Annotated in this window: 13 protein-coding genes; 5 read left to right on the plus strand and 8 right to left on the minus strand. The window is 75.2% G+C overall.

Annotated features, from left to right (window positions below; translation table 11 throughout):
* The first annotated feature begins 46 nt into the window (after positions 1-46).
* A complete protein-coding gene (locus ACQY0Z_RS34605) occupies positions 47-1,129 on the plus strand; it encodes a YhjD/YihY/BrkB family envelope integrity protein (protein WP_189899818.1) in 1,083 nt (360 codons plus the stop codon).
* Between the two features lie 40 nt (positions 1,130-1,169).
* Here ACQY0Z_RS34605 and ACQY0Z_RS34610 read toward each other — a convergent pair whose 3' ends face one another.
* The gene (locus ACQY0Z_RS34610) at positions 1,170-1,622 is read right to left on the minus strand and encodes a flavodoxin family protein (RefSeq protein ID WP_254586967.1); all 453 of its coding nucleotides are present in this window, start codon (positions 1,620-1,622) and stop codon (positions 1,170-1,172) included.
* A gap of 120 nt (positions 1,623-1,742) precedes the next feature.
* Between ACQY0Z_RS34610 and ACQY0Z_RS34615 the strand changes: the two genes are divergently transcribed.
* Positions 1,743-2,381 carry a class I SAM-dependent methyltransferase gene (locus ACQY0Z_RS34615; protein ID WP_189899817.1) on the plus strand — a complete coding sequence of 213 codons (639 nt, stop codon included), beginning with the start codon at positions 1,743-1,745 and terminating at the stop codon, positions 2,379-2,381.
* A gap of 19 nt (positions 2,382-2,400) precedes the next feature.
* Here the strand turns inward: ACQY0Z_RS34615 and ACQY0Z_RS34620 are convergent, their stop codons facing one another.
* From ACQY0Z_RS34620 to ACQY0Z_RS34650, 7 genes are all read right to left on the minus strand, one after another.
* Positions 2,401-2,751 (minus strand): ArsR/SmtB family transcription factor, encoded by a 351-nt coding sequence (locus tag ACQY0Z_RS34620; RefSeq protein WP_189899816.1) that lies wholly within the window; start codon positions 2,749-2,751, stop codon positions 2,401-2,403.
* Positions 2,752-2,902: 151 nt separating this feature from the next.
* On the minus strand, positions 2,903-3,331 hold the full coding sequence (locus ACQY0Z_RS34625) for an ATP-binding protein (RefSeq protein ID WP_189899815.1): 429 nt from the start codon (positions 3,329-3,331) through the stop codon (positions 2,903-2,905).
* Entirely contained in the window at positions 3,328-5,058 is a 1,731-nt protein-coding gene (locus ACQY0Z_RS34630) for a SulP family inorganic anion transporter (protein ID WP_439813523.1), read from the minus strand. Before ACQY0Z_RS34630 ends, ACQY0Z_RS34625 begins: the two co-directional genes overlap by 4 nt.
* Positions 5,059-5,175: 117 nt before the next feature.
* Entirely contained in the window at positions 5,176-5,772 is a 597-nt protein-coding gene (locus ACQY0Z_RS34635) for an Rv1733c family protein (RefSeq protein ID WP_439813524.1), read from the minus strand.
* 105 nt (positions 5,773-5,877) lie between these two features.
* Positions 5,878-6,951: a zinc-dependent alcohol dehydrogenase family protein gene (locus ACQY0Z_RS34640; RefSeq protein ID WP_347226504.1), complete on the minus strand. Its 1,074-nt coding sequence runs from the start codon at positions 6,949-6,951 to the stop codon at positions 5,878-5,880.
* A gap of 168 nt (positions 6,952-7,119) precedes the next feature.
* A complete protein-coding gene (locus tag ACQY0Z_RS34645; protein ID WP_439813525.1) occupies positions 7,120-11,454 on the minus strand; it encodes an HAD-IC family P-type ATPase in 4,335 nt (1,444 codons plus the stop codon).
* A gap of 18 nt (positions 11,455-11,472) precedes the next feature.
* On the minus strand, positions 11,473-12,021 hold the full coding sequence (locus ACQY0Z_RS34650) for a hypothetical protein (RefSeq protein WP_381726183.1): 549 nt from the start codon (positions 12,019-12,021) through the stop codon (positions 11,473-11,475).
* Positions 12,022-12,385: 364 nt separating this feature from the next.
* On the opposite strand from ACQY0Z_RS34650, the gene ACQY0Z_RS34655 reads away from it, so the two are divergent.
* From ACQY0Z_RS34655 to ACQY0Z_RS34665, 3 genes are read left to right on the plus strand one after another with little or no spacing between them, the layout of a single operon-like run.
* Complete coding sequence (locus ACQY0Z_RS34655) at positions 12,386-13,078, plus strand: nucleotidyltransferase family protein (protein WP_189899804.1); 693 nt, start codon at positions 12,386-12,388, stop codon at positions 13,076-13,078.
* Positions 13,075-13,332, plus strand: coding sequence for a BON domain-containing protein (locus ACQY0Z_RS34660; protein WP_189899803.1), 258 nt, complete (start codon positions 13,075-13,077; stop codon positions 13,330-13,332). The genes ACQY0Z_RS34655 and ACQY0Z_RS34660 overlap by 4 nt, the downstream gene beginning before the upstream one ends.
* A complete protein-coding gene (locus tag ACQY0Z_RS34665; RefSeq protein WP_189899801.1) occupies positions 13,329-14,078 on the plus strand; it encodes a metallophosphoesterase family protein in 750 nt (249 codons plus the stop codon). The genes ACQY0Z_RS34660 and ACQY0Z_RS34665 overlap by 4 nt, the downstream gene beginning before the upstream one ends.
* Positions 14,079-14,251: the final 173 nt, after the last annotated feature.

Here is a 14,251-nt window from a genome sequence, read left to right on the forward strand (position 1 = left end):
CCGGCCGCCCGGGCGTGACATGGCGCACCGGGGGCACCCGGTGGCCATGAAGCTGCATATCCCGGGCCGGAACGACCGGCCGGCACACCAGGACGCGCCGGACGAGTCCGCATCCACGCGGAAGGCCGGGCAGCCGGCTGAGGAGCCGGGCCCGAGCGACGCGGTGGAGGAGGCGGCGCCGGACACTCCGGCCAAGCTGCCCAAAGGAGCGTGGAAGGCGGCGCTGAAGGGCAGCGTGCGCGAGTTCAAGGACGACGAGCTCACCGACCGCGCCGCCGCCCTGACGTACTACGGGGTGCTGGCGCTGTTCCCGGCGCTGCTGGCCCTGGTGTCGATCCTCGGCCTCACCGGCAAGTCCACGACGGACAAGGTGCTGGAGAACGTCCAGGAGCTCACCGCCCCCGGCGCCGCGCGGGACATCATCACGCAGGCGATCGAGCAACTGCAGGGCAACGCGGGCGTCGGGTCGCTGGTGGCGATCGTCGCCCTGCTGCTCGCCATCTGGTCGGCCTCCGGCTACGTGGCGGCGTTCATGCGCTCGGCGAACGCGGTGTACGACATGCCCGAGGGCCGACCGGTGTGGAAGGTGCTGCCGGTCCGGGTGGGCGTGACGGTCGCGCTGCTGGTCATGGCGGCGGTCAGCGCGCTGATCGTGGTCTTCACCGGCGGGCTCGCCCGTCAGGCGGGCGATCTGCTGGGGCTGGGCGACACGGCCATCACCGTGTGGTCCATCGCCAAGTGGCCGGTGCTGGTCCTGCTGGTGACCATCATGATCGCGCTGCTGTACTGGGCCGCCCCGAACGCCAAGGTGAAGGGGTTCCGCTGGGTCACGCCGGGCAGTTTCCTTGCGCTGCTGATCTGGCTGGCCGCCTCCGCCGGGTTCGCGCTCTACGTCGCCAACTTCGGCTCGTACAACAAGACGTACGGCACGATGGCCGGTGTCATCATCTTCCTGATCTGGCTGTGGATCACCAATCTGGCGATCCTGCTGGGCCTGGAGTTCGACGCGGAGATCGCCCGGCAGCGGGCCATCGCCGGCGGTCACCCGCCGGAGGAGGAGCCGTACACGCAGCCGCGTGACACCCGCGCCTGGGACGAGCACGACCGGGAGAAGATGGACGGCGCCTGACCCCGCCGGGGTGCGGTGGTCCGGCGGGGCCCGGCGGGCGTCAGTCCGCCAGCCCCGCCGCGACCGTGGCGCCCAGCTCCCAGCAGCGCTCCAGGGCCGCCTTGTCGGGCTCGCCCGTGACGGTCACCGCCTCGGCGGCCCGCCGCCAGCCCAGGCCGGTGGTGACCGACTCGATGCCGCGCACGGCGCCGGTGACGTCGTTCCCGCCGTGCACGTAGTAGCCGAAGGGGCGGCCCTTCGTGGTGTCCAGGCAGGGGTAGTAGACCTGGTCGAAGAAATGCTTGAGGGCGCCCGACATGTAGCCGAGGTTGGCGGGGGTGCCGAGGAGGTAACCGTCGGCGTCCAGGACGTCGGCGGCGGTCGCGGACAGCGCGGCGCGGCGCACCACCCGGACGCCCTCGATCTCGGGGGCGGCGGCGCCGGAGACGACGGCTTCGAACATCGCCTGGCAGTTCGGCGAGGGCGTGTGGTGGACGATCAGCAGGGTCGGCACGTCCACGACCCTGCCGTGCCGGGCGCCGCGTCCGCAAGCCGGGCCCGGCCGGGTGCCGTTGTGACGGCGGCGTACGGGTGGCACGATGCCCGGCATCGGCGAGGGAAGCGAGGTGGTGTCGTGGGCGACGAGGCGCACGAATCCCCGGCGGCGGTGTTCGACGCGCTGGGCAGCGAGTACGAGAAGGCGTTCGCGTCCTCCGCGGCACACCGGGCGTCGCTGGCCTGGCTGCTCGAACGGCTCTCCCCCGGCAGCACCGTGCTGGACGTCGGCAGCGGCACCGGACGGCCCACGGCCGCCACGCTGGCCGGCGCGGGGCACCAGGTGCTGGGCGTCGACGTGTCCCCCGTGATGGTGGAGATCGCCTCCCGGCAGGTGCCCGAGGCGGAGTTCCGCTGCGACGACATCCGGCGGATGCCGCTGCCGGAGGGGTCGTACGACGCGGTCTGCGTGTACTTCTCGCTGCTGCAGATGAACCGGGCGGAGCAGCGGGAGCTGGTGCGCCGGCTGGCGGCCGCGCTGAAGCCGGGCGGTCTGCTGGTGCTGGCCACGGTGCCGCTGGACGTGGAGGAGTTCGACGGTGCGTTCATGGGGCAGCCGGTGCGGGTCACCAGCTTCGCGGCGCAGGACGTGCTCGCGCTGGTGCGGGAGGCGGGGCTGACGGTGGAGCGGGAGGAGAGCACGATGTTCTCCCCGAACCATCCGGAGGCCGTTCCGGAGCCGCAGCTGTTCCTGCACTGCCGACGCGACGGCGCCTGAGGTCCGGCCGCCCTCTGAGCTAGGACACGGGCCGGGTCTCCCCCTGGGTGGCCTGGAGGTCGGCGAGGAGTTCGGCCTGTCCTGAGAGGACGCCGGAGAGGATGGTGCGGGCGACCCGCAGCAGCTCCGCCACATGGGGGTCGGTCAGCGAGTAGTAGACCGTCGAGCCCTCTTTGCGGCCGACGACCAGGTTCGCCCGGCGCAGCACCGCCAGCTGCTGGGAGAGGTGCGCGGGCTCGATGCCCACGTGCGGAAGCATCTCCCCCACCGAGTGCTCGCGTTCGCTGAGCAGCTCCAGCACCCGGATGCGGGCGGGATGGCCCAGCGTCTTGAAGAACTCGGCCTTCAGCTGGTACAGCGGCGTGCTCATCGTGCCGTCCCCTTTCCGGCGCGGCAGCGGTACGGCCCGTTCACCCGGTTCTCGGTCCCTCGCCTCGTCCGCTCGCCGCCATCGGCCTCGACAGTTTCCGACATTAGCAACTCGTCAGGTGTCCGCCCCTCCCCGGCCGTCCCGGGCCCGTTCACAGCGGGAGCGTGATCCAGACGCTCTTCCCCGGGCCGTCGGCGTCGCCGCGGACGACCGCGGTGCCGCCCAGGGCGTGGGTGAGCTCCAGGACGGTGGCCAGCCCGCCGGGGCCGGCCGCGTACGGTCCGGTGAGGTCGGGGCGGTGGGGGTGGCGGTCGTGCACGGCGAGCACCAGGCAGTCGGGGCCGGCCGCGTAGAACACCGTGGTCTGCGGGGAGAGGCCGGCGGCGTGCCGGACGGTGTTGGCGACGAGTTCGCCGAGGATCAGCAGGGCCGGTCCGACCGCCGGGTGCCGTGCGTCGATCCCCCACTCCGCCAGGGCCTGCTCGGCGGTCTCACGGGCGACGCGCACGGCGCCGGGTCCGGCGGGCACGGTGAGCACATGCCGGTGCGGCAGCGCGGCGGGCGCGGTCGCGGGCCTCATGACGCGTCACCGGTGGGCACAGGGGCCGCGGCCGGGGTGTCGGCCGTGCGCAGCACCCCGTCGCGCTCCAGGTGGGCGCGGGCCGCCTCGATCGCCTCGGGAGTGGTGGCGTACTCCCGCCCCTCGTGGCGCAGCAGGTCGAGGACGCCGACGGAGTCTAGGGCGCGGCGGTGGCCGGGGCGTACGCCGGAGACCATGACGACGATGCCGCGTCGCCGCAGCTTGGTCACCGCGTCCTTGAGGACCAGCGCGCCGGTGGCGTCGACGACGCTGACGTGGGACATGCGCAGGACGACCACGCGGACCTCGGCCGGCTCGGTCAGTTCCAGCAGGAAGCGGTGGGCGGCGGCGAAGAACAGCGGGCCGTCGATGCGGTAGGCCACGATGTGCTGCGCGAGCAGCTCGTACTCCTCGTCGGTGTGGTCGCCTCGGTCGAGCGGCAGCGGGGCGAGCCGGGCCTGCCGGGCGACCGCGCGCAGGGCGAGCACGCCGGCGACGACCAGGCCGATGATCACCGCCTGGACGAGGTCGAGGACGAGCGTGGCGACGGCGGTGAGGACGAGGATCACCGCGTCGGAGCGGGTGGCCCGGGTCATCGCCCGCAGCGAGCCGACCTCCACCATGCGCACGGCGGTCGCGAGCAGCACCCCGGCGAGGGCGGCCAGCGGAATCCGCGACACGAGCGGGGCGGCGGCGAAGACGATCACGGCGAGAACGGCGGCGTGGGTGAGGGCCGCGGCCCGCGAGGTGGCGCCCGTGCGGACGTTGACGGCGGTGCGGGCGATCGCGCCGGTGGCGGGGACACCGCCGAACATCGGGGCGGCGATGTTGGCGAGGCCCTGGCCGAACAGCTCCCGGTCGGGATCGTGCCGCTGTCCCACGGTCATGCCGTCGGCGACGGAGGCGGAGAGCAGCGACTCCAGCGCGGCGAGCGCCGCGACCGCGAGGGCGGGGGCGAGCAGACCACCCAGGGCGCCGAGGTCCAGGAACGACAGGGACGGCGCGGGCAGCCCGGCCGGCAGGTCGCCGATGGGCCGTACGCCGTCGAGTCCCGCGGTCCCGACGACGACCGTGGCGGCGATCACCGCGAGGACGGAGAAGGGGACGGTCGGCTTCCAGCGGGCGCCGACGAGCATCACGGCGGCGACGGCGGCGGCCAGTGCGGGGGCGGTCCCGTGCGGGTCGCGGGCGAAGTCCTCGGCCGCGTGCCAGGCGACCTCCAGGACGCGTTCGCCGTCCGGCTGGGCCACGCCGAGGGCGTTGGGTATCTGCTGGAGCCCGATCACGCAGGCGATGCCGAGGGTGAAGCCCTCCACGACGGGCGCGGGCACGTAGCGCATGGAGCCGCCGGCCCGCAGCAGGGCCAGGCCGACGAGGATGACGCCGGCCATCAGTCCGACGGTGAGGACGCCGGAGGGTCCGTGGTCGGCGACGATCGGCACCAGGACCACGGTCATCGCGCCGGTGGGTCCGGAGACCTGCAGGCTGGAGCCGCCGAACACGGCCGCGAGGGCGCCGGCGACCACGGCGGTGGCCAGTCCGGCCTCCGCGCCGAGTCCGGAGGAGACGCCGAAGCCGAGCGCGAGGGGCAGGGCGACGACCGCGACGGTCAGCCCGGCCAGCAGGTCACGGCGGGGATGGCGGCGGGCCTGGGCGAGGTCGGCGCGGGTGGGGAGCAGGGAGGTGATCCGGGACCGGAACCCGGCCGGTGACAGCGGTACGGACACGGCCCCTCAGCTTCGCTCGCGACGGTATGACGGGCCCAGCATGTAGTCACTTGCGAAAATTTGCAATTCAGCAGATCACGAAGTCGCATGGCGACCCTGTGTGGTGCGCGGGGAGGCTCAGCCGGTCATGCGCTTGCGCCACGTCGGCTCGACCTGGCGCCATTCGGCCTCCCAGAGGTCGAGGCGGCGCAGCCGCAGCCGGGCCCGCGCGATCCATCCGACGAGCAGCACCATGCCCGCCGTGACGAAGGCCACGGTGATGCCGGCCATGGCGATCTGGAAGCCCGCCTCGGCGCCCTCGGGCGGCGCGGACACGAGGCGGCCGTTCGCGTCGGTGTGGACGGTGACCTTGTCGCCCTTCTCGCCGTCCGCGGGCACCTCGGCGCGTCCGGTGTGACGGGTGCCGTCGGGGGCGGTCCAGCGCACCCCGGCCCAGACGCCGCCGTCGCCGCTCTCGGACACGGGCGCGGGGGCGGCGTCGCGCGCGTTCTCGACCAGCACGGCCGGGACCGGGCGGGTGTGTTCGCGGCGGTCGTCGAGGGAGGCGTCGACCGCCCCGGCCGCCGTGATGCCGGCGAACCCGGACAGGACGAGGGCGAGGACGACCGTGGCGATCATCAGCCAGGCCTCGGCGACGTCGCTGCGGCGGCACAGCGGGTTGTCCCGCCATCGCCACCACGGCACTGTGGGCCTCGCGCCATGCGTCGTCGCCATGGGAGGTCACCTCCTCGCGCGGGTGCCGCGCGTCACCACCTCCAGGGTGGCCCGTTCTCCCCCGGCCCGCACGGGCGGAACGGGCCCTTTTCGCCCCTGCTCCGGTCAGACCGTCGGGTGCACCGGGACGACCTCGTGCTGCGGCACGCCGAGGACCACCTTGAGCGCGCCCGTCTCGGCGGCGTTGGCGAACACCTCGTACGCCTCCTGCATCTGGTCCAGGGGGAAGGTGTGGGAGACCAGACGGCGGGTGGGCAGCCGACCTGCCGCGGCCATCCGCAGCAGGGTGGGCGTGGAGTGCGTGTCGACGAGGCCGGTGGTGATGGTGACGTTCTTGATCCAGAGGTCCTCGAGGTGCAGCGTGGCGGGCGTGCCGTGCACGCCGACGTTGGCGACGTGCCCGCCGGGGCGCACCACGCGGGTGCACAGTTCGAAGGTCTCCGGGACGCCGACCGCCTCGATCACCACGTCCGCGCCGAGCTCCCCGGTGAGGTCCTCGACCAGCTGCTCGGGACCCTCGCTCGCGTCGGCCACCGCGTCGGCGCCGAACTCCTTCGCGGCCTGGAGCCGGGACGCCGCCAGGTCCACCGCGACCACACGCTCGGGGCCGAACAGCCGGGCCGTGGCGATCGCGGCCAGACCGACCGGTCCGGCGCCGACCACGACGACCGTGTCCCCGGGCCGCACGCGCCCGTTGAGCACGCCGACCTCGTAGGCGGTGGGGAAGATGTCCGCCAGCAGCACCGCGTCCTCGTTGGCGAGGGCGCCGGGCAGCGGGTACACCGACAGGTCGGCGAACGGCACGCGGACGTACTCGGCCTGGGTGCCGTCGACGAGGTGCCCGAGGATCCAGCCACCGCCGCCCCGGCACTGCCCGTACATGCCCTCGCGGCAGAAGCGGCAGCGGCCGCACGCGGTGATGCAGGAGACCAGGACCCGGTCGCCGGGCCGTACGGTGCGGACGTCGGCGCCGGTCTCGACGACCTCGCCGACCGCCTCGTGTCCGAGGACGGTACCGGGACGCACCTCGGGCACGTCGCCCTTGAGGATGTGCAGGTCAGTCCCGCAGATGGTGACGGCGTCGACGCGGACGATGACGTCGCCGGGCTCCCGGATCTCCGGATCGGGAACCTCCTCCCAGGCGGACTGCCCGGGGCCGTGGAAGACGTAACCCTTCATGCCGATCCTCACCCTTCTCGCTGAGCGACGGGCCTCGGCGCCTGGCGCACGCACCCGCCTGCGTCGGCGGAGCCGGGGTGTCCGGAACCGCCCTGCCCTTCCAGTGTGTGCGTGATTCGCCCGTTCTGCCGACACGGGCGCCATCCCGGCGGGACGCCCGGGGCCGGGTCAGGCGACGGGGCGCGCGATGCCCGTGTGCAGGATGTGGCGGGTGTGGCGGGCCGAGTCCAGCAGGCGCCGGGTGAGGCGGGTGGCCAGGGCGTAGAGCCGGCGTACCACGGCCAGGCGTTCCAGGCGGGGGGCCAGGGCGGACAGGGTGATGGCGAGGGCGACGCCCGCCCAGGCGACCGGGCCCAGGGGGACGCAGCCGAAGAAGTGGCTGACGCCGGGCGTCTGCACCAGCGCGGCGAGGACCGCGGCGGAGCCCAGCGCGGTCACCCACACCAGGGTGCTGTGGCGGCGGCCGGAGAGGGTCTGCACCAGCTGCGCGCCGACCACCCCGCACAGCGCCATGGTGGTGGAGCGGCGCTCGGTGCCGGGGGTGAACCGGCCGATCAGGTACGCGGTGACCGCGCCCAGGCAGGTGGTGACGCCGCGCCGCCGGATGGAGCGCAGCAGCGGCGTGCCGAGGACGTCGAGGCCCATCGGGCCGGTCGCGGCGTGCGCCGCGGTGGACGGGTCGCTGCTCGGCGTCACCGCCACGGCCATGGCCGGGAACATGTCGGTGAGCAGGTTGACCAGCAGCAGCTGGCGGGTGGAGAGCGGCGAGGAGCCGGCGAGGAGGGTGCCGAGCACGCTGAAGCCGACCTCGCCGGCGTTGCCGCCGATAAGGATGCTCACCGCGTCGGCCACGCTGCGCCACAGCGCCCGGCCCTCGGCGAAGGCGTCGACCAGGACGGAGAGGTCGCCGCCGGTGAGGACGATGTCGGCGGCGTTGCGGGCGGCGGCGGAGCCGCGGGCCTCGATGCCGACGCCCACGTCGGCGGCGCGGATGGCGGCGGCGTCGTTGGCGCCGTCGCCGGCCATCGCGACCACCCGCCCGGCCTGCTGGAGGGCCTCCACGACGTGCAGCTTCTGCTCGGGCGCGACACGGGCGACGACGCCGGCGCCGTGCAGGGCGCGGACGCGTTCGGCGCGGCCCATGGCGACCAGGTCGTCGCCGGTGACCACCTGGGTCTCCTCGGGCCAGCCCAATTGCAGGGCGATGGCGCGGGCGGTCTCCGGGTGGTCGCCGGTGAGCATGACGGGCAGGATGCCGGACGCCCGCAGCGCGGTGAGGAGTTCCTGCGAGGTTTCGCGGGGCACGTCGGCGAGGGCGACGAACCCGACGAGCTCCAGTCCGGAGAGGCCGGTCTGCACCTCGGTCTCCGGGTCGGATCCCTCGTACCGGCGCCGGGCGACGGCGAGGACGCGCAGTCCCTGACCGGCGAGGGTGTGGGCGGCGCCGGCCGCGTCCTCGGGCAGGTCCGCGCAGGCGGGCAGCACCGTCTCGGGGGCGCCCTTGACGACGAGGTACGCGCCGTCGTCGCCGTCCCGGCCGACGGCCGCCGCGTAACCGCGGCTCGCCTCGAAGGCCAGTTCGCCGGCCGGGGTCCAGTCCTCGTCGGGCGGCGCGGCGTCCAGCACGGCCTCGTCGGTGGCGTGCGCGACCTTGCGGCCCTCGGCGGTCTCCTCCTGCGGGCAGGCGCGCGCGGCCATCCGTACGACCGGGACGGCCCGTTCGTCGTCCGGGGCGAGGACGGCGCCGTCGGCGGTGGCGGCCCGCACCAGGCGGAGGCGGTTCTCGGTGAGGGTGCCGGTCTTGTCGAAGCACACCGTGTCGACCCGGCCGAGCGCCTCCAGGGTGCGCGGGGTGCGCACCAGCACGCCCCGGCGGGACAGGCGGCGGGCGGCGGCCATCTGCGCGACGGTCGCGACCAGCGGCAGCCCCTCGGGCACGGCGGCGACGGCCACGGCGACCCCGCCGCTGACGGCGCGCCGCAGCGGGCTGCCGCGCAGCAGGGACAGGCCGGTCACCAGCGCGCCGCCGGTGAGGGTGACGGGCAGCGCCTTGCGGGTCAGCTCCTGCAGCCGGGCCTGCACTCCGGCGGGCGGCGGGGTGCGGGAGGCGAGGGCGACGGCGCGGCCCGCCTCGGTGTGGTCGCCGGTGTCCACCACCAGCGCCTCCGCCCGCCCGGCCACCACGGTGGTGCCCTCGAAGACCATGCAGGTCCGCCGCGCCACCGGCGCGCCCGGCGTCGCGGCGACGTCCTTGGCCACGGGCAGCGACTCCCCGGTGAGCGACGACTCGTCGACCTCGAGACCTTCGGCACTCACCAGCCGCGCGTCCGCCGGTACGACGTCGCCGGCGACGAGGTCGATACGGTCGCCCGGCCGCAGCCGCGTGGCGTCGACGGTGACCGAGCGGCGGTCGGTGAGATGCCGGCGCGCTCGGGGCTGCTGACGGGCGGCGAGCCGGGCGAGGGCCCGTTCGGCGCGCAGCCGCTGGAGGCCGCCCGCGACCGCGTTGAGGTCCATCGCGCCGACCACGAGCAGCGCGTCCACCAGCGAGCCGAGCAGCGCCGAGGCGACCGCGCCGGTGGCCAGGACCGGGGTGAGCGGGTCGTCCAGTTCGCGGCGGACCGCGCCGGCCGCCTCCCAGGTCCAGCGGGCGGGCGCGGCGGGACGTGTCCCGGCCAGCCGCGCGGCCCGCTGCCGCACGCGGGCGCCGAGCAGGGCGAGCCCGGCCGGTTCGGCCTCGGTGCGGGCGTGCCGCAGCAGGGTGTGCGCCTCGTGCGGTTCGAGGGCGTGCCAGGGCACGTGCAGCCGGGGTTCGGGCGGGGCGGCGCGGGCCACGCGGACGGCCTCGGTCCAGCCGCCGAGGAGGGCGCCGGCCGCGGCGACGTTCACCGGGGCGTGGCGGGTGAGCCGCTGCCACACACGGCCGCCGGGGGTGCCGCCACGGGCCACCAGCAGCCCGGACAGGGCGGCGCCCGCGCGGGCCAGGGTCTGCGAGCGGCGGCCGACGCGGCGGGCCGCCGGGATGGCGGTGAGGAGCCGCCACACGTCCGCGAGGCCGGCGGGGGCGAGGGCGTCGGCGCCCCACGGGACCGCCGAGCGGCCGTCGGTCAGGGCGATCGCCACGTCCCCCGCGGGCAGCCCGTCCGCGACGTCCGGGTCCCCGCCGGGTGGCACCCGGGCCACGCTGACGACGATGTGCCCGTCCTGTTGCAGGGCACGGACGGCGTCACCGAACGGCAGGTCGGCGGGGGCGACCTCGTCGGCGAGGCGGGTGATGTCCTTCAGCTCGGAGCCGGCCGTGACGACGACGTGCAGCCCGGCCCGGCGGGCCGCGTCGAGCACCGCCTCCGCCCACGGATGCACGGGGTCGTGGTACGGCTCGGGCTCCTCGTCCTCGGCCGGGGGCAGGTTGCGCAGCGCGTCGGCGTGCAGGACGAGCGAGTCGGCGATCTCCAGCTGGCGCAGCCGGTCACCGCCGCGCACCAGCACGCCGGTACGGGCCAGTTCGGCGCCCAGGACCGAGTTGAAGGCGGCGGGGCCGTAGCGCGCGGCCTTCGGCGAACCCGCCAGTACAGCCTCGGCGGCCTCGCCGGTGTCATGGGTGACGAGGAGGGTGGCGACGGCCCCGGCGACGCTGCCGGTGCCCGCGTTCGCCGCGTACGCCTGCGCCGGGGTCACCCGCAGCGGCGGGCGGACGCCCGGCGAGGGCGGGACGCTGGTGCGCCGCGCGCGGCACACGTCGTCGTGGAGCGACTCGAAGGCGGCCGCGCGGGCCGTCGCCTCGGTGAGCTGCCCGGCGCGCAGCAGCCCGTCGAGCAGCAGCGACACCGGGGACTGGGCGGCGCCGTGCGCGGCGGCGTTGGCGGCGGCGAGCAGCAGCTCCATGGTGCTGCCGCCGAACCGGTCGCGCAGGCGGGCGCGGAAACGGGGGTTCTCCCGGAGCAGGGTGACGAGGGCCGTGACGGCCTTGGGGCTGCGCGGCAGACGCAGCGAGCGGGCCGCGAGGGCGCCGGCCACGCCGGCGGCGTCCAGCAGGAGCGCGGCGGCGGCGACGCGCACCTCGCGCGGGTCGCCGGGGTGCGTGGTCTCGGCCTCCGGCTCGGGGCCGGCGTCCTCGGTGAGGCCCAGGCGCTCGGCGACGGTGACCGCCCGTTCGGCCACGCGGTCGCCGGCCGCGTCGGTCACCGCCGTCACCACGAGCCGGGCCAGGCCCTCGTCCCAGTACGCGGCCACCACGTCGGGGTGTTCCAGCAGCTCGGCGGCGGCCTTGCGGGCGAGGGGCGCGAGCGCGCCGGCGGTCGCGTCGGGGTGGCGCAGCGCGAGGTGCACGCGGTGGCCCGCCCGCCAGTGGCGGTCGGCGCCGAGGGCGTTGCGGGCGACATGCGTCAGCCGGCGCGTGGTGTCGTGGACGGACGTCACGCCGTGGACGGTGCCGCGGGCCATCCCGGCGGCGGCGCCCGCCACGGCGCCGGCGAGGGGGGCTACGTCGAGCAGGGCGAGCATGTGGGTTCCGTGCCCGGCTCAGTGGGAGCGGCGGGCGTCGCCCGGCCGGCCGTGGTCGTCGTGCCCGGTCGCCGCGGCGACCTTCTTCAGCGCGGACGCGGTGTCCTCGTCACCCACCTTGGCGGGCTGGACGCGGGGGGTGGGGTGGTGGCGGGTAGGGGTGAGGCGGTCGCCGGGGCCGGTGTCGCGGGGATCGCGGCGGTCGGCGGGGGTGGAGTCGCCCTTTGCCGGGACCACGCCCTCGCGGGTCGCTGCGGCCCAGGCCTCCTCCTCGGCGGTGCGCTGTCGTCCCTCGGCGGTCTCCTCTTCGGGACGCGGCTTGGTCAGCCAGGCGACCGCCGCGCCGGTGAGGGCGACCGGCCACTCGACGAGGCCGGCCACGCCGAGGACACCCGCGCCGGTGTAGACGGCGATGCGGCGGCCGCGGGGGGAGAGCGCGCCGAGGGTGTCCAGGGCCGTGCCGGCGGCTCGGCCGACGTAGGTGGCGCCCGGGAGGCGGCTGAGGTGCGAGGCGACGGTTCGCAGGGGTTGGGGGAGTTCCGACGCGTGCGTCGTGTTTTGCTCCATGTCGACCTCCAGCACCGGGCGGGCGGGTCCGTTCGGACGGACGGGTTCAGGTTCATCGTCGGGGGTGAGTGGGGGAAGCGCTGCTTGGGTGCGTCCGAACGCGGTGGCGTGTACGGGGTGGGGGGTTGTCGCGCAGTTCCCCGCGCCCCTTCAGCGTCGGCGTGTGCCGGGTCGGGGTTCGTCGGCGCGTGCCGGACTGTGGAGGCTGAGCGCGCAGTTCCCCGCGCCCCTTCAGGCTGCCCCGCCGTGGGGGCTGGGCGCGCAGTTCCCCGCGTCCCTTCGGGGGCGTTCTCCTTGGCCGTGTCGGAAAGAGGGCGGGGGGTACCAGGTAGGGGCACGACGCCGTGTGGTGGAAGGAGTCGGCATGGCGGAGAACGGCGAAGACGCCGCTCGGGCGCGGCCTGGGCTCCGTCTGGCTTCCGAGGCGCCCGGGGAAGGGCCGCCCGTCGGGGCCGTCGACGAGGCGGATCTGCCGCGTGACCGCAACCAGGCCATCCTGGAGGCGGCCAAGCAGGTGGGCGCCGTGCTGAAGCGCGGCGGGCATCTCTTCGCGCTGGCGGGCAGCGTCGCCGTGCACGCCCACGGCGGCAGCGGGAACCTCCAGCACGACGTGGACTTCTGTGTGCGGCCCGAGGACGCGGGCCCCGTCGCCGCCACGCTGCGGGACGCCGGGCTGACCGTCTACAGCCCGCCCGAGGACTGGCTGATCAAGGCGACCTGCTTCGGGCAGGACGTCGACGTCATCTTCGAACTGGCCCACCGCCCCGTCTCGGAGGAGATGCTGCGCCGCGCGGAGGAGCTCCCCGTCGAGTCGGTGCGGATGCCGGTCCTGGCGCCCACCGACCTGCTGACCGGTCTGATCGCCGCCTTCTCCGAGCACCACTGCGACTTCGGCGCCGTGCTGCCCATCGCCCGCGCCCTGCGCGAGAAGGTCGACTGGGAGCAGGTACGGCGCGACTGCGGCGACGCGCCCATGCCCGCCGCCTTCTTCTTCCTGCTGGAACGGCTGAACGTCATCCCGGCCGTCCGACCCGCCCGTGGAAGGGAAACCCCATGAACACCCACGACGCCGGTCCCGAGTACCGCGTCGCCCACTTCCAGGACCGTCTCGCCTCCGGCGAGCTGGGCGAGCTCGGTGTGCACGCCGAGATCCGCGGCGGAGCCGTCCTGGTCACCGGGACCGTGCCGTCGGCCCGCTGCCGGGACGACGTGCTGGAGGTGGTGCGCGAGGAACTCGGCGGGCTCGACGTGCACTGCGACCTCGTCGTGAGCGAGTCCTCGTCCCCCGACCACGCGGAGGAGCTGTCATGATCCGGGTCGCGGCCGTCGGGGACATCCACATGGGGCCCGACACCCGGGGCGTGCTGCGCCCCGCCTTCGACACCCTGCCCGAGTGCGCCGACATGCTGCTGCTCGCCGGGGACCTCACCCGGCACGGCACCACGGACGAGGCGCGGGTCGTCGCCGACGAGATCCGCGGCCTGGGGGTGCCGGTGGTGGCGGTGCTGGGCAACCACGACTACCACGACGACCGCCAGGACGAGGTGTCCGAGCTGCTGCGGGACGCGGGCGCGCACGTCCTGGAGGGCGAGGCGACGGTCCTGACCGTCGGGGACGCGCGGGTCGGCGTGGCCGGCACCAAGGGCTTCGGCGGCGGGTTCGTCGGGGCGAGCGCCGGGGAGTTCGGCGAGCCCGTGATGAAGGAGTTCGTGCGGGTCTCCCGCCGCTGCGCCGACGGTCTGCGCACCGCGCTGGAGCGGCTGGCGGAGGAGGACTGCGACGTACGGATCGCCCTCACCCACTACTCCCCCGTGCCGGAGACGCTCGCAGGGGAGCCGCCGGAGATCTATCCGTTCCTGGGGAGCTATCTGCTGGCCGAGGCGGTCGACACGGCCGGCGCCGACCTCGCCGTGCACGGGCACGCACACGCGGGCAGCGAGCACGGCATGACCACCGGCGGCGTCAAGGTGCGCAACGTCGCCCAGCCGGTCATCGGACGGGCCTTCCACGTCTACCATCTGCCGCTGCGGGAGCGGGTGGGCGCCGACGCCGTCTGACCGTGCCCTGAGTTCTGAAGCGCCGTCGGTCGTACCGGCGGCGCTCTCGTGTGCCCTCTCCCCCGTACCGCCTGTGGTGTGAACGCCCCGCACGGCACGCCCGCGACACGCGCCTGACGAGCATTTTGTCTGCTTAGCATGCAGATCTTCGTGTCCGCGGCCCCGTCTGCCTG

The organism is Streptomyces sp. P9-2, from assembly GCF_051903975.1.
GTDB classification, from domain to species: domain Bacteria; phylum Actinomycetota; class Actinomycetes; order Streptomycetales; family Streptomycetaceae; genus Streptomyces; species Streptomyces cellulosae.

Bases quoted from the DNA above. Each gene is read 5' to 3' on its own strand.
- ACQY0Z_RS34635 (WP_439813524.1), bottom strand. From the start codon at position 5,772: ATGGCGACGACGCATGGCGCGAGGCCCACAGTGCCGTGGTGGCGATGG.
- ACQY0Z_RS34665 (WP_189899801.1), top strand. From the start codon at position 13,329: ATGATCCGGGTCGCGGCCGTCGGGGACATCCACATGGGGCCCGACACC.
- ACQY0Z_RS34625 (WP_189899815.1), bottom strand. From the start codon at position 3,331: ATGAGGCCCGCGACCGCGCCCGCCGCGCTGCCGCACCGGCATGTGCTC.
- ACQY0Z_RS34655 (WP_189899804.1), top strand. From the start codon at position 12,386: ATGGCGGAGAACGGCGAAGACGCCGCTCGGGCGCGGCCTGGGCTCCGT.
- ACQY0Z_RS34620 (WP_189899816.1), bottom strand. From the start codon at position 2,751: ATGAGCACGCCGCTGTACCAGCTGAAGGCCGAGTTCTTCAAGACGCTG.
- ACQY0Z_RS34605 (WP_189899818.1), top strand. From the start codon at position 47: ATGAAGCTGCATATCCCGGGCCGGAACGACCGGCCGGCACACCAGGAC.
- ACQY0Z_RS34660 (WP_189899803.1), top strand. From the start codon at position 13,075: ATGAACACCCACGACGCCGGTCCCGAGTACCGCGTCGCCCACTTCCAG.
- ACQY0Z_RS34640 (WP_347226504.1), bottom strand. From the start codon at position 6,951: ATGAAGGGTTACGTCTTCCACGGCCCCGGGCAGTCCGCCTGGGAGGAG.
- ACQY0Z_RS34645 (WP_439813525.1), bottom strand. From the start codon at position 11,454: ATGCTCGCCCTGCTCGACGTAGCCCCCCTCGCCGGCGCCGTGGCGGGC.
- ACQY0Z_RS34650 (WP_381726183.1), bottom strand. From the start codon at position 12,021: ATGGAGCAAAACACGACGCACGCGTCGGAACTCCCCCAACCCCTGCGA.